Annotated in this window: 14 protein-coding genes and 1 tRNA gene; 5 read left to right on the forward strand and 10 right to left on the reverse strand. The window is 65.4% G+C overall.

All coding sequences use genetic code 11. The features are described from left to right. Positions 1 to 285: 285 nt before the first annotated feature. Positions 286 to 597 (forward strand): YXWGXW repeat-containing protein, encoded by a 312-nt coding sequence (locus tag AWB83_RS10315; RefSeq protein WP_087044908.1) that lies wholly within the window; start codon positions 286 to 288, stop codon positions 595 to 597. A gap of 136 nt (positions 598 to 733) precedes the next feature. On the opposite strand, the gene AWB83_RS10320 is transcribed toward AWB83_RS10315, so the two are convergent. After that, positions 734 to 2,116: a chloride channel protein gene (locus AWB83_RS10320; RefSeq protein WP_087044910.1), complete on the reverse strand. Its 1,383-nt coding sequence runs from the start codon at positions 2,114 to 2,116 to the stop codon at positions 734 to 736. Between the two features lie 273 nt (positions 2,117 to 2,389). Further along, positions 2,390 to 2,569, reverse strand: a complete 180-nt coding sequence (locus tag AWB83_RS10325; RefSeq protein WP_087044912.1) for a hypothetical protein — start codon at positions 2,567 to 2,569, stop codon at positions 2,390 to 2,392. A gap of 257 nt (positions 2,570 to 2,826) precedes the next feature. Between AWB83_RS10325 and opgC the strand changes: the two genes are divergently transcribed. Continuing rightward, positions 2,827 to 4,014: an OpgC domain-containing protein gene (opgC, locus tag AWB83_RS10330; protein ID WP_087044914.1), complete on the forward strand. Its 1,188-nt coding sequence runs from the start codon at positions 2,827 to 2,829 to the stop codon at positions 4,012 to 4,014. Between the two features lie 23 nt (positions 4,015 to 4,037). Here opgC and AWB83_RS10335 read toward each other — a convergent pair whose 3' ends face one another. Beyond that, the gene (locus AWB83_RS10335) at positions 4,038 to 5,342 is read right to left on the reverse strand and encodes an MFS transporter (RefSeq protein WP_087044916.1); all 1,305 of its coding nucleotides are present in this window, start codon (positions 5,340 to 5,342) and stop codon (positions 4,038 to 4,040) included. Positions 5,343 to 5,643: 301 nt separating this feature from the next. Beyond that, positions 5,644 to 6,135, reverse strand: coding sequence for a TonB family protein (locus AWB83_RS10340; protein WP_087044918.1), 492 nt, complete (start codon positions 6,133 to 6,135; stop codon positions 5,644 to 5,646). A 137-nt stretch (positions 6,136 to 6,272) separates the two neighbouring features. Here AWB83_RS10340 and AWB83_RS36760 point away from each other — a divergent pair, with 137 nt between their 5' ends. Next, positions 6,273 to 6,431: a hypothetical protein gene (locus AWB83_RS36760; protein ID WP_167389095.1), complete on the forward strand. Its 159-nt coding sequence runs from the start codon at positions 6,273 to 6,275 to the stop codon at positions 6,429 to 6,431. 296 nt (positions 6,432 to 6,727) lie between these two features. Here AWB83_RS36760 and AWB83_RS10345 read toward each other — a convergent pair whose 3' ends face one another. The 6 genes from AWB83_RS10345 to rph all read right to left on the reverse strand — a co-directional run bounded on the left by AWB83_RS10345 (position 6,728) and on the right by rph (position 11,355). Further along, complete coding sequence (locus tag AWB83_RS10345) at positions 6,728 to 7,045, reverse strand: hypothetical protein (RefSeq protein WP_087044920.1); 318 nt, start codon at positions 7,043 to 7,045, stop codon at positions 6,728 to 6,730. A gap of 354 nt (positions 7,046 to 7,399) precedes the next feature. Beyond that, a tRNA-Ser gene (locus tag AWB83_RS10355) sits at positions 7,400 to 7,489 on the reverse strand. A gap of 45 nt (positions 7,490 to 7,534) precedes the next feature. Further along, the gene (locus tag AWB83_RS10360; protein WP_208636740.1) at positions 7,535 to 8,743 is read right to left on the reverse strand and encodes an MFS transporter; all 1,209 of its coding nucleotides are present in this window, start codon (positions 8,741 to 8,743) and stop codon (positions 7,535 to 7,537) included. A gap of 11 nt (positions 8,744 to 8,754) precedes the next feature. Then, the gene (hemW, locus tag AWB83_RS10365) at positions 8,755 to 9,990 is read right to left on the reverse strand and encodes a radical SAM family heme chaperone HemW (RefSeq protein ID WP_087044927.1); all 1,236 of its coding nucleotides are present in this window, start codon (positions 9,988 to 9,990) and stop codon (positions 8,755 to 8,757) included. Next, the gene (rdgB, locus tag AWB83_RS10370) at positions 9,987 to 10,604 is read right to left on the reverse strand and encodes an RdgB/HAM1 family non-canonical purine NTP pyrophosphatase (RefSeq protein ID WP_087044929.1); all 618 of its coding nucleotides are present in this window, start codon (positions 10,602 to 10,604) and stop codon (positions 9,987 to 9,989) included. Before rdgB ends, hemW begins: the two co-directional genes overlap by 4 nt. After that, positions 10,597 to 11,355 (reverse strand): ribonuclease PH, encoded by a 759-nt coding sequence (gene rph, locus AWB83_RS10375; RefSeq protein ID WP_087044931.1) that lies wholly within the window; start codon positions 11,353 to 11,355, stop codon positions 10,597 to 10,599. The genes rdgB and rph overlap by 8 nt, the downstream gene beginning before the upstream one ends. Positions 11,356 to 11,632: 277 nt before the next feature. Between rph and AWB83_RS10380 the strand changes: the two genes are divergently transcribed. Both AWB83_RS10380 and gmk read left to right on the forward strand, forming a co-directional pair. Continuing rightward, on the forward strand, positions 11,633 to 12,577 hold the full coding sequence (locus tag AWB83_RS10380) for a YicC/YloC family endoribonuclease (protein ID WP_087044932.1): 945 nt from the start codon (positions 11,633 to 11,635) through the stop codon (positions 12,575 to 12,577). A gap of 9 nt (positions 12,578 to 12,586) precedes the next feature. Next, a complete protein-coding gene (gmk, locus tag AWB83_RS10385) occupies positions 12,587 to 13,261 on the forward strand; it encodes a guanylate kinase (protein ID WP_087044934.1) in 675 nt (224 codons plus the stop codon). The last annotated feature ends 67 nt before the right edge of the window (positions 13,262 to 13,328 follow it).

Below are 13,328 nucleotides of genomic sequence, written 5' to 3' on the forward strand. Positions count from 1 at the left end.
GGCGTTCGGCTCGCCCGGGCGCATGCCGCGCATGAAAAAAGACGAAGCCAGGATCGAAGGATCCTGGCTTTTGTTTTTGCGCGTTATCGTTTGCGCGCGCGATTTGTTCGATGCACGCGCTGCTTTCATCAATATTCGCTTGCACTTTAGGAATAGTCGTAATCCGCGGTGTGTCCTCTTTCCGGCAGTCTCACGCATTGAATGCGTATCGGCGGCGCAGTGCGCCGCCGTCGCATCGACCCGCGCCATGGGGCGCGTTCAATGTCTCGATAGAAGAGGTACATCATGAAAACTTCCCTCCGTTCACTGGTTGCTCAAACCGCGCTCGTCGTCGCGGGCGCGATGACCGTCTCGGCCGCCTCCGCCGCCGAAGTCGTGATCGTCGCGCCGAGCGCGCCGCCCGCGCCGCGCTATGAGCCGGTTCCGCCGGCACGCGCCGGTTACGTCTGGGACGCCGGCCACTGGGTCTGGGAACATGGCCGCTACGTGTGGGCGGGCGGCCGCTGGGAAGCCGAACGCGTCGGTCATCGCTGGGTGCCGGGCGAGTGGGTCCGCTACGGCGAGCAGTATCGCTGGGTGCCGGCGCACTGGGCGTGAACGGGAGGCGCGCGACAGGGAAAACTCATGCGCGTCGTCGTAGCCTTGGTGCCGGCCGATGCGCTCGCGGATTGCATCGTCGTGTTCGAGCATCACTACGCCTATCGGCCGGCGCACGTCTACGCGGACTGACGGCCTATTTCTGCGGCGCCTCGTCCTTTGTTTCGGCGGGCGCCGCGTCTCCCGTGTCGGGCACTTCGGGAGAGGGCGCCGGCTCTTCCAGCGGCGCCATATAGCGTTCCGACAGCGCCTCATACAACGGCGGCGCGAAGAGGCGCGACACACGGCTCGAAATCAGCGCGGTCGCCATCAGCGAGATCACGAGCGCGTGGCCGTTGATCATCTCCATCACGATGACGAACGCGGTGATCGGCGATTGCGTCACCGCCGCGAGATAGCCGACCATCGCGAGCGCGATCAGCATCGGCAACTGCATCTGCGAAAAGAACATGTGCAGCACGTTGCCGAAGCCCGCGCCGATCGACAGTGACGGCGCAAAGATGCCACCCGGAATGCCCGGCAGGTACGAGCCGATCATCGACACCATCTTCAGCAGCGGATAGAACGCCGAAAGATGCTCGCGCCCCTCGAGCAGGCCGCGCGCTTCGGCATAGCCGCTGCCGAAAGTCGTGCCGCCCGAGACAAGGCCCACCACCGCGATGATCAGCCCGCACAGCGCCGCGAACGCGACCGGCCGCGACGCATGGAGCTTTCTCAGCCCCGCCGGAATCCACTTGCTGGTGTTGAGCAGCAGCCAGCAGAACACGCCGCCCGCGATGCCGGTGACGAGAGCGGTCACCACTACCGCGAGCGCGAAAAGATTCGGGAAATGCGCGCCGACGTCGATCGTGCCGAAGTAGGTGTAGTTGCCGTTCAGCCCGAGCGCGATGATGCCCGCGATGATGATGCCCGTAATGAGCACGCCGCTCGTGCGCACCTCGAAGCTGCGCGTGAGCTCCTCGATGGCGAACACGATGCCCGCGAGCGGCGTGTTGAACGCGGCCGACAGGCCCGCCGCCGCGCCCGCGAGCACGAGCTGCCGCTCGATCAGCGAGTTGGAGCGCGGATAGAAGCGCCGCATGTTGAACATGAGCGCTGCGCCGACCTGCACGGTCGGGCCTTCGCGGCCGATCGTGAGCCCGCCGAGTATCGCGATGAAGGAGACGGCGATCTTCGCGAGGAGAATGCGCAGCGTGAGCAGGCGTCCGCCCGCCGCCGACGTCGGGCTGTTCAGCACGGCGATGACCTGCGGAATGCCACTGCCCTCCGAGCCGCGAAAGAAGCGCCGCGTGATGAAGACGCAGAGCGCCGCGGTCGCCGGAGTGACGATGAGCGGCAGCCAGGCACGTTCGCTGCCGATTTCGAGAAAGAGGCTAAAGCCCCAGTCGATCAGACGCGCGTAGTAGACGGCGACGAGACCGACCAGAATGGCGCCGAGCCAGAAAATGCCGTAGCGGCGCCACAGGCTGCGCGTGCGGCGCGCGGTGACGATCGAGAGGGAACGTAGCGCTTGGATCATGCGAAGGCCGTCGGCAAAGCGCCGATTATAACGACCTGCTCCGGAAGGCAAGACGCGAGGCCTGTTTCGGACCCGGAAAAAAGAACAGGCGCGAGGCTTTCGCCGGGCGCCCAAGAAACGCTCCCGCCATAAGCAGGAGCGGAGAGGAGAAGAGAGCCGCGCGCCTCAGGAGAACAGACGTGCGGCATTACAGGCTACGACTTCCCGCCATGGGGAAAGTTCAACTGATTTGAAATTTCTTTGAAGGTCCGGCGTTGGAAGCCGGCATTGCCGTCAGGCAGTCAGCACTTCGAAAGCGAGCACCGCGAGGATCGCGCCGACGTTGGCGACAACCGCTTCGAAGAGCACGCCTCGCCAGCTCGCGGGACGGAATTTCACCGCAAGGAGCAGGGCGGTCAAAAGCGCAATGGCGATGATCGCGACGAGATGTGAACTCTGCAGATGAATTTGCACGGCGGCCTCCTTTCTGGTTCGCGGCGGAAGTTTCCGCGAGGCTGTTCTTCGAACTCGCTTCGAGTATAGGCATCGGCATATCGACGGGAAAGCGGACAAAAAAGTCATTTTGCCGCCAGCTTGCCGACCGTCGTCGAGTGTTAATTTAAATCCCGGTTGATTAAGGGAATTTTCTCTCCGGATCAGGTACAAACCCGTATGTGCGCACGGCCCCTTCTCGCCGCGCCGCCGAACCGCAGTTCGTGGAGCATTTGCCAATGACTTCCCCGACGACACGTTCTCTCGAAGTCGATTTCTTTCGAGGAATCGTGCTGCTGATTATCGCGGTGGACCATATAACGGGAAGCGTGCTGTCCCACTTTACGCTGCATCAATACGCGTTCTGCGATTCCGCAGAAGTGTTCGTGTTTCTCGGCGGTTACGCGTCGGCGGCGGCTTATACGGCGCTTGCGACTCGCCGTAGCGATTCGGCTGCCCGCCGACGTTTTTTCAGGCGTAGCTGGGAGATCTACCGCGCGTATCTGTTCACGGCGTTCCTGATGCTGATCGGTGGCGCGCTGCTGACGGCGCTGAAGATCGACACGCCGATGGTCCAGTACACCGAATGGCTGAACTTCCTCGCGCGGCCGTTCGGCCTGCTCGCCGATATCGCGTTGCTGCGTCAGCAGCCGTATCTGTCCTCCGTGCTGCCGATGTACTCGGTGTTCGCGCTCGCCGTGCCGGTGATCGTGCCGCTCGCGCAGAAGAAGCCCGTCGTCGCGATGTTCGGCAGCCTGCTCGTGTGGCTCGCGGCCGTACCGCTACTGCGTGTGCTGCCGGGCACGTACGGGGAGGCGTGGTCGTTCAATCCGTTCGCCTGGCAACTGATGTTCATGACCGGCGTGCTCGCGCGCGTGCAGCCGATCAGCGACGAATTTCACGCGGGCAGGCTCGCGCGCTGGCTGACCGCCGGTGCGATCGCGATCGCGCTGACTTTCGCGTTCTTCAAGCTGTTCCTCGAAACCCAGGCGCCGCCGGGATACATGAAGCAGAACCTCGCGACCCTGCGCATCATGAGCTTCGCGGCGGTTGCGTGGGTGGTCGCGCGCGCGGTCTATGCCGGCTGGGTCGGCAAGCTTGCGCGCCAGCTGCCGGGCATCGTGACGATCGGGCAGCAAGGGCTCGTGTGCTTCATCGCGGGCACGTGCGTATCGCTCGTGCTGGATTCGACGCTGCGCGCGATGGGTGTGCTCGGGCTCGGGCGCTACCCGTCGCACTGGATCCTGGGGCTCGTCGCCGACGGAATCGCCATCGCCAGCCTGCTGTGGCTCGCGCGTTTCTGGGCGGATCGCAAGGCCGCGAAGGCGGCGCGTGCGAAGGGCGCCGAGCGCCAGACACCGCCGCGCGTGCCCGTCATCGAGGGGCGGCCGGTGCCGGTGCACGTCGGCAACCGGCGCGACCGCTGAACGCCGGCCTCCCTTCGCCATCGTTACTCGAGCGCGATATCGCGCGTTTCCCGCATGCACAGCACGGCGATGAGGCTCACCGCGGCCGCCGCCGACACATAGCCGCCTACCCACGTCAGCCCGCCGCGATTGGCGAGCAATTGCGCGATGTACGGCGCGACCGACGCACCCAGAATGCCGCCCAGGTTGTACGCGACGCCCGCGCCCGTATAGCGCACGTTGGTCGGGAAGAGCTCGGGGAGGAGCGCGCCCATCGGCGCGAAGGTGACGCCCATCAGGAAGAGCTCGATCGTCAGGAAGAGGGCGACCTGGATCGTGTCGCCGCTGCCGAGGAGCGGGGCCATCGTGAAGCCGGACAGAACCGCGAGGATGCAGCCGGCCAGGAGCACCGGCTTGCGCCCGAAGCGGTCGCTCGCGATTGCGGAGATCGGCGTGGCGATCGCCATGAACAGCACGGCGAAGCAGAGCAGGCCGAGGAACTTCTCGCGCGCGAAGTGCAGCGTTCCGACGCCGTACGAGAGCGAGAACACCGTCGAGATATAGAAGAGCGTGTAGCAGACGATCATCGCGAACGCACCGAGCAGCGTCGGCATGAGATGGCTGCCGAGCAGCGCCGCGACCGGCACCTTCACGCGCTCGTGGCGCTCGACGGCCGCGCGGAACGCCGGCGTCTCCGCGATCTTCAGGCGCACATACAGACCGAGCGCGACCAGCACCGCGCTCACGATGAACGGCACGCGCCAGCCCCAGCTGCGGAACTGTTCGTCGGAGAGCGAGAGCGCGAGTCCGAAAAAGAGGCCGTTCGACGCGAGGAAACCGATCGACGGGCCGAGCTGCGGGAACATGCCGAACAGGCCGCGCTTGCCCTGGGGCGCGTACTCGGTCGCGAGCAGCGCCGCGCCGCCCCATTCGCCGCCCAGGCCGATGCCCTGTCCGAAGCGCAGGACGCACAGGAGAATCGGCGCGAGACTCCCGATCGAATCGTAGCCGGGCACGAAGCCGATGAGCGTCGTCGAGACGCCCATCACTAGCAATGACGCGACGAGCGTCGACTTGCGGCCGATGCGGTCGCCGAAGTGGCCGAACAGGAACGAGCCGATCGGCCGCGCGAAGAACGCAATGCCGAACGTGACGAACGCGGACAGCGCCTGCGCGGCGGGCGAGCCGTGCGGGAAGAACACCGGACCGATGACGAGCGCGGCGGCCGTCGCATAGACGTAGAAATCGTAGAACTCGATCGCTGTGCCGATGAAGCTCGCGAAAATCACGCGAGAAGCGCTTTGAGATCCGTCGCCGGGCTTTGCGGCGGAAAGCGAAGGTGAGGACATGGTGTCTCCGTTGTCGTGTTGCGTCGTGTTGCTTGTTGCGAAGCATTGTCGCGCGCCTCGCCTGGCGAAGGGCGACCGGCGCGCGTCAGGTTTTTGTAGGAATGGCGGTAGCGGCGTGCGTGGCTGGGGGGAGCCAGGGCCGGGGCGGCGCGCGCGAGTAGCGCGCGTGGTCGCGGCGCAGTCGGGCTGCACTCAGGCGCTTCGCGCGGCGCGCGGGGTGGGCGCGCGGCGAAGGCCGCGCCGGACGCGGGTCCGGCAGGGGGTGCGAAAAATTATAACGATCGTGCGCGGCGAGCGCCAACTAGTCGATGGTCGCCGCTTGCGGCGAATGCGAGGTCTGCAGCTGGAACTGGCCGTTGTCGTTGAACATCCAGCCTTCGAAGAGCTCGAGCTGGCCGTTGCCGTTCAGGAGGCGCGCAGGCGGCGCGGGCAGCGGCGCCGCGCGGCGCAGCGAGGCGAGCGCGGTGGCTTCGGCTTCGTCGTCGCCATTGGTGCGATACACGGACGATTCGACGAGCCGCCCGCCCCGGTCCACCGTGAACGACACCAGGACGAAGGAGCGCAGCATCGCCTGCGGCGTGCCCTTGAGCACGAGCGACGGATTACGCTCGAAGATGCGCTGGGCGATGCGTTTCTTGTAGTCGTCGAGCGTCTGACCAGACACGGGGGGAGCAGCGGCGGCGCGCGCGGCCACGACACCCGGCGGCGGCGTGATGGTGCAGGCGGTCATCGCGAGCGCGGCGCATGTGCCGATGAGCGCGCCGATGGCGGACCGGAAGAGCGGGGCTGACATGATACGAGTGCGCAAGAGAGTGGTACTTCAATGGTAGTTCGTGCGCCGGGCGAAAGTGAGGAAAGCGTGCGCATGCGCGCGCTCGGGCGCGGGACTTGCTCGGGTTCTTTCATCCGAAAGGTATCGAGGAGGGAGCCATGAAGAGCGAGACAAATCGTGCGGAGAGCGACAAGCCCGTCGAACATAGCGACAACGAGAAGAGCAAGCTGCCCGAGCGCGGTGACGAGGACCGCAAGCAGGGGCCGAACGATCGGCCGGGCAAGCAGTCGGGAGAGGGCGAGGCGCCGGTTGGCTGATACGCGCCGCGAGTGCGGCTACGGCGCGGCGGTGCTAAGGTAATGTGAGGGGATGTCCCCTGGCCATTCGGGAGAATGCCATGTCACGCAAGAGCCATCCTTCACCGTCCGGCGCACCCGCCCGGCAGCAGCAACCGGCATCCGCGGCGCCTTCGAAGAGCGAATCGAAACGCACCACGCCCAAACAGGATGCGGCACAGGCGGAGCCGGTTCCGCATGTCCGGCCGCCGGTCAGATCGGACGACAATTGATCGAAGGACGGCGCTTCGCGAGAGGCGCCGTCGTCTTTTTCCCGGTCAGTCGCTATAGGGCTTGACGAGTTCGGCGCAACGGATCGGCGCCGTGGTTCGCACCGTGCCCGTTTCCGCGGCCCGGGTCTCCACGCAGCGATACACGCTGTTGGCCTTCTGAAGGATGTAGGTGTCTTCGGGCAGGCCGATGCTGCGCGCGGCGACGCTCGTGACGGCGGCGATGCCGTAGCCGTTCTGGATCAGATCGAAGAGCGTCGTTTCCGTGACGCGCCACTGAGCGTTGGGCTGAGGCTGGGCATGTGCCGGCAGGCTCGCGGCGACGACACAGCCGAAGAGGATGGGCATGATGCGGCCTGGCTTCATGGGCGATTCTCCGCGTTGTTATCGATGAGGGCGGTTAGATGACAAACCGGCCGCCTTGTTCACATCGATTTTCGCGTGAGGTGCGATCGGGTCGATGCCTTCGCCAAAAAAAACGGCCTCGCTTGCTGCGAGGCCCAAATTGAAGCCTTGCCCTTCAAACACCTCCGCACCGCGCGTGAGAAGAACGCGGAAAGGAAGCAGAGTGAAGATACGTCGCGGACGGCGCGGGGAAAAGGCGTTTTGTCCGAAAGTTTGCTGTCGCGTCACGTGTAACCGGGCTTCGAGCCCGGTCGCTGGGCCAGAAACGACGAAGCCCCGTAAGTCGTTGAACTTACGAGGCTTTCTCTTACCCTGTGGCGGAGGCGGTGAGATTCGAACTCACGGAAGGATCGCTCCTTCGCCGGTTTTCAAGACCGGTGCCTTAAACCGCTCGGCCACACCTCCAGCAAGGCGCGTATTGTAGCGCAAGTCATCGGCGGAAAGGCGCGCTCAGCCTTCGAGCGATTTCGTCGCCCTGAGCGCGGGGAAAAGCTGCATCCAGAGCAGCGCCACGGCGATCGTGCCGATGCCTCCGATCAGCACCGCCGGCACCGCGCCGAACAATCCCGCCGTCATCCCCGATTCGAATTCGCCGAGCTGGTTCGATGTCCCGATGAACAGCGAGTTGATCGCGCCGACGCGCCCGCGCATCTCATCGGGCGTCTGCAACTGCACGAGCGACATGCGCACGACCACGCTGATCACATCCGATGCGCCGAGCGCCGCCAGCGCGACGAGCGATACATAGATGTTGCGCGAGATCCCGAACACGATGGTCGCGATGCCGAACGCGATCACGCCGCCGAACAGCGCCGTGCCCGCGCGTTGCCGCAGCGGAAAATGCGCGAGCCAGATCGACCCGGTGAGCGCGCCGGCCGCGGGCGCCGCGCGCAGAACGCCGAGCCCCCACGGGCCGGTATGGAGAATGTCGCGCGCATAGACGGGCAGGAGCGCGGTCGCGCCGCCGAGCAGCACGGCGAAGAGGTCGAGCGACAACGCGCCGAGAATCACCGGCTTGCTGCGAATGAAGCCGATGCCCGAGAACAGCGCCTCGAACGACAGCGGCGCGCGCATGCGCACGGCCTCGTCGATCCGGATCGCGGTGACCGCGCACGCAGCAACGAGAAACGCGACGGCGACGGCGCCGTACACGGTGAGCGCGCCCAGGCCGTAAAGCACGCCGCCCATCGCGGGACCGAGGATCTGCGCGGTCTGGTTCGCCGACGTCGACCACGCGCTTGCGTGCTGCAACTGATGGCGCGCGACGAGATTGGGCAAGAGCGCGGCCATCGAAGGCGATTCGAACGCGCGCGCCGCGCCGGTGATGGCGGCAATCGCGTAGATCGGCGCGACGTCGCGCCAGCCGTGCCACGCGCCGAGGCACAACACGAGCGCGGCGACGCCTTCGATCGCCTGGCAGACGTACGCGATCGCGCGCCTGTCGTAACGATCCGCGACGTGCCCGACGACGAGCGTCAGCACGAACATCGGCACGAACTGCGCGAGTCCGACGAGACCGAGCGCGTAAGCGCTATGCGTGATCGAGTAGACCTGCCATCCGATCGCGACCGACATCATCTGAAACGCCACCGACGACATCACTCGCGCGGTCCAGAAAAGCGCGAACGGGCGATGCCGCATCACCGAGCCGGGCGCCATCGTGGGCGCGCTCAATTTTTCGGGTCCTTCAGGAACAGTTCCTGGAGATCGTTGAGGAAGCGCTGGCCGAGCTCGGTCGGCGCGATGCGTTCGATATCGCGTGTGATGAGGCCGCGCTTCTCCGCCTCGACGAGCGCGGGCTCGATCGCGGACAGCGACAATCCCGTGCGCTCGACGAACGAGTGCACCGGAAAGCCTTCGACGAGACGCAGCGTGTTCAGCATGAACTCGAAGGGCAGGTCGCGCGGGCCGACCTCGCGCTCTTCCTGAATCGCGGTCTCGGAAGGCGCGAGCGCGTGGTCCATGTACGTCGCGGGATGCTTGAAACGCGCCTGACGCAGGATCTTGGACGGGAACGACAGCTTCGTGTGCGCGCCCGCGCCGATGCCGAGGTAATCGCCGAAACGCCAGTAGTTCAGGTTGTGCCTGCTCTGCCGATGCGGCTTCGCATACGCCGACACTTCATAGTGGTCGTACCCCGCTTCACGCGTGCGTTCGTGGATCCAGTCCTGCATGTCGGCGGCGGCATCGTCGTCCGGCACGGCGGGCGGATACTTGGCGAAGAGCGTGTTCGGCTCCATCGTCAGGTGATACAGCGACAGATGTGGCGGCGCGAACGAGATGGCCGTCTCGATGTCTTGCCTGCATTCTTCGAGCGACTGCCGCGGCAGCGCGAACATCAGATCGAGATTGAAGTTGTCGAAGTGTTTCGCCGCGATTTCGACGGCTTTGCGGGCCTGAGTCGCATCATGAATGCGGCCGAGCGCCTTCAGGTGAGCTTCGTTGAAGCTCTGAATGCCGATCGACAGGCGGTTCACGCCGCTCGCGCGAAACTGCGCGAACTTCGCCGCTTCGAACGTGCCGGGATTGGCTTCGAGCGTGATCTCGGCGTCGGCGTCGATGGGCAGCAGGGCGCGTGCATCGGAGAGAAGCCGGTCGAGCCCCTGCGCCGAAAGCAGCGAAGGCGTGCCGCCGCCGATGAAGATCGTATGCACCTGCCGTCCCCACACGAGCGGCAGCGCGCTTTCCAGATCGGCGCGCAATGCGTCGAGATAGCGTTCCTCGGGGAACGTGTCGTCCTTCCATTCGTGCGAGTTGAAGTCGCAGTATGGGCACTTGCGCACGCACCACGGAAAATGCACGTACAGCGAGAGCGGCGGCAGCGACGTCAGCCGGATGCTCCCCGGCGACGTGAAAGCCTGCACGACATTGATGCGGGTTGGGGTACCTTCGGGTCCGGCGCTCACGCAAGTTCCTTCAGTCGTTGCAGCAGGTCGCGCAGCGCGAGCGCGCGATGACTCAGCGCGTTCTTGCGCGCAGGATCGAGTTCGGCGGCGGTCGCGTCGAGCGACGGCAGGAAGAAGTGCGGGTCGTAGCCGAAGCCGTGCGCGCCGCGCGGCGCGTCGATCACTTCGCCGTGCCAGCGGCCCTCCGCGATGAGCGGCTCGGGATCGTCCGCGTGCCGCACGAGCACGAGTACGCAGAAGTAGTACGCGCGGCGGTCGGTCTCGCCGGCAAGATCGGCGACGAGGCGCGCGTTGTTCGCGGCGTCGCTCTTTTCGCCGCCGTTCATCGACGCGTAGCGCGCCGAATACACGCCCGGTGCGCCGTTCAACGCGCGCACGCACAGGCCGGAATCGTCGGCGAGCGCGGGCAGGCCGGTGAGCGCCGATGCGTGCCGCGCCTTCGCGAGCGCATTCTCGACGAAGGTCGCGTGCGGCTCCGGCGCCTCGGGAACGCCGAGCTCGCCCTGCGCGACCAGTTCGATGCCCGCGGCATCCAGCAGCGAGGCGAATTCGCGCAGCTTGCCCGCGTTGTTCGATGCGAGGACGACGCGGCCCAATCGAGTGGAATCAGACACCTTGAATCCCCAGCGCTTCCTTCTGTTTCAGGACCAGCGCCCGGATGCCGCTGTCGGCGAGCGCGATCAGTTCGTTCATTTCCTCGCGCGAGAAGGGCGCGCCTTCCGCCGTGCCCTGAACTTCGACGAAGCCGCCCGCGCCCGTCATCACGACGTTCATGTCGGTATCGCATTGCGAGTCTTCGTCGTAGTCGAGATCGAGCACCGGCGAGCCTTCGAAGATGCCGACCGAGATCGCCGCGACGAAATCCTTCACCGGCGATTTCGCGATCCTGCCCGCCGCGAGCAGCTTGCCCACTGCATCGTGCGCCGCGACGAACGCGCCCGTGATGCTCGCCGTGCGCGTGCCGCCATCGGCCTGGATCACGTCGCAGTCGATATGCAGCGTGCGCGGGCCGAGTACGTTCAGATCGAACACCGAGCGCAGCGCGCGGCCGATCAGGCGCTGGATCTCCTGGGTGCGGCCCGTCTGCTTGCCGCGCGCGGCTTCGCGGTCGCTGCGCGTATGCGTGGCGCGCGGCAGCATGCCGTATTCGGCGGTGAGCCAGCCTTGCTCGCGCCCGCGCAGGAATTCGGGCACGCGCTCGGCGATGCTCGCGGTGCAGATCACCTTGGTATCGCCGAATTCGACGAGCACCGAGCCTTCCGCGTGCTTCGTGTAATTCCGCGTGATGCGCACGTCGCGCAGCTGATTTGCGCGGCGGCCGCTCGGGCGCGGAGGAGAAGACTTGAGCAGGGGAGAGTCGGTCATGGTATCGAATGATGGAATTGAAGGCGCGTGCTCCCGAAGCGGAACACGCACGATAACGCCCGATTTTATCGTCAAACACCCGGCGGCGTTGCGCGCGCGGCACACGCGGGGACACGCCTCGTCGGTGGCATGCGGGCGGGCTTCGTGACAAAAATGGGATAATGCGGATTCTTCGCCCGGCGGCCAAACGCGTGCCGCTCCCAAGGCACTTTCGAGAGCGCCGGGCGCTCCGTATGAACCGGCCTTCGCAACGAAGGCTTACATCGCGAGACGTACCATGATCTACAGCATGACAGGCTATGCCAGCGCGACGCGCGAAGTCGCCGCGGATGGCGCGGGACCCAATGGCGCGGGCGGTTCGGGCGTCGGCGTATCGGTGGAATTGCGTACGGTGAATTCGCGCTTTCTCGACCTGAACTTCCGCATGCCCGAAGACGTGCGCGCAACCGAGCCGCAATTGCGCGAAATGCTGATGACGAAGCTCTCGCGCGGCAAGGTCGATATCCGCATCAACCTGAATCGCGTCGAGCAGACCGCGAACGCGGGCGCGCTCAATCGCGAGGCGCTCACGCAACTCGCCACGCTCGAGCGCGCCGTGCTCGACGTGTTTCCCGATGCCGAGCGCATGCGCACCGGCGAAATCCTGCGCTGGCCCGGCGTGCTCGCGGAAAGCGCGGTGTCGCCGGAAGCGCTGCGCGAAGCGGTGCTCGCGTGCGGCAAGCAGGCCATTGCCGATCTCGTCGAAGTGCGCGCGCGCGAAGGCGCGGCGCTCGCCAGCGTGCTCGTCAACAACGTGACGGAGATGGAAGCGATCGTCGCGCGCATCACGCCGCTCGTGCCGGAGCTCATCGCGAAGCATCAGCAGAAGATCGTCGAGCGTCTGCAGGACGCGCTCGGCATCGCGACGTCCGAAGGCGCCACGGCGACCAGCGTGCCGCGCGAGGAGATCGCCGAGCGCATTCGTCAGGAAGTGACGATGTACGGCATCCGCATCGACATCGCGGAGGAATTGCAGCGGCTCGCCGCACATCTGACCGAGACGCGCCACGTGCTGCAGAAGGGCGGCAAGGTCGGCAAGCGGCTCGACTTCATGATGCAGGAGCTGAACCGCGAAGCGAACACGCTCGGCTCGAAGGCCGCCGCGAAGGAACTCGCCGATGCATCGATGACGCTCAAGCTGCTCATCGAGCAGATGCGCGAACAAGTACAGAATCTGGAGTAACGCAACATCATGCCGAACACCTCGCATCGCTCGCATAGCCACTATACGGGCATCTATCCCGGCAACCTGTTCATGGTGGTCGCGCCGTCGGGCGCGGGCAAGTCCACGCTGGTGAACGCACTGCTCGCCGAGGACGAAGCCATCCGCCTGTCCGTTTCCTACACGACGCGCGATCCGCGGCCGAAGGAAACCAACGGCATGCAGTATCACTTCGTGTCCGTCGACGAATTCATGGAGCGGCGCGACAAGGGCGAGTTTCTCGAAAGCGCGGAAGTCCACGGCAATTACTACGCCACGTCGAAGCTGTGGATCGCGGACCAGATGAAGAGCGGCCACGACGTGCTGCTCGAAATCGACTGGCAGGGCGCGCAGCAGGTGAAGAAGCAGTTCCGCAACGCGGTCGAGATCTTCATCCTGCCGCCGTCGCTCGATGCGCTCGAAGATCGCCTCAAGAAACGCGGCCAGGATTCCGAAAAAGTCATCGTGCGACGCCTGCTGGCAGCCGGTAGCGAGATGGCGCATGCGTCGGAAGCGGAGTACGTCGTCATCAACGAGAACTTCGATCGCGCGCTCGCCGAATTGCGCTGTCTCGTCGCCGCGACGCGCCTGCGCTTCACCTCGCAATACGCCCGCAATACGCAGCTTTTCGTGGACCTCGGCATCCACTCCACGCCGCAAGCATGACGCTCTGCAGTGGCCGGGTCGTATCGGTCACATAAGGTAGAATAAAGTCCATATTGAGAAGGAAACA

Origin of the sequence: Caballeronia ptereochthonis (assembly GCF_001545075.1) — a bacterium.
GTDB classification, from domain to species: Bacteria; Pseudomonadota; Gammaproteobacteria; order Burkholderiales; family Burkholderiaceae; genus Caballeronia; species Caballeronia ptereochthonis.

Bases quoted from the DNA above. Each gene is read 5' to 3' on its own strand.
- AWB83_RS10315 (WP_087044908.1), top strand. From the start codon at position 286: ATGAAAACTTCCCTCCGTTCACTGGTTGCTCAAACCGCGCTCGTCGTC.
- AWB83_RS10320 (WP_087044910.1), bottom strand. From the start codon at position 2,116: ATGATCCAAGCGCTACGTTCCCTCTCGATCGTCACCGCGCGCCGCACG.
- opgC (WP_087044914.1), top strand. From the start codon at position 2,827: ATGACTTCCCCGACGACACGTTCTCTCGAAGTCGATTTCTTTCGAGGA.
- AWB83_RS10335 (WP_087044916.1), bottom strand. From the start codon at position 5,342: ATGTCCTCACCTTCGCTTTCCGCCGCAAAGCCCGGCGACGGATCTCAA.
- AWB83_RS10340 (WP_087044918.1), bottom strand. From the start codon at position 6,135: ATGTCAGCCCCGCTCTTCCGGTCCGCCATCGGCGCGCTCATCGGCACA.
- AWB83_RS36760 (WP_167389095.1), top strand. From the start codon at position 6,273: ATGAAGAGCGAGACAAATCGTGCGGAGAGCGACAAGCCCGTCGAACAT.
- AWB83_RS10345 (WP_087044920.1), bottom strand. From the start codon at position 7,045: ATGAAGCCAGGCCGCATCATGCCCATCCTCTTCGGCTGTGTCGTCGCC.
- AWB83_RS10360 (WP_208636740.1), bottom strand. From the start codon at position 8,743: ATGGCGCCCGGCTCGGTGATGCGGCATCGCCCGTTCGCGCTTTTCTGG.
- rph (WP_087044931.1), bottom strand. From the start codon at position 11,355: ATGACCGACTCTCCCCTGCTCAAGTCTTCTCCTCCGCGCCCGAGCGGC.
- AWB83_RS10380 (WP_087044932.1), top strand. From the start codon at position 11,633: ATGATCTACAGCATGACAGGCTATGCCAGCGCGACGCGCGAAGTCGCC.
- gmk (WP_087044934.1), top strand. From the start codon at position 12,587: ATGCCGAACACCTCGCATCGCTCGCATAGCCACTATACGGGCATCTAT.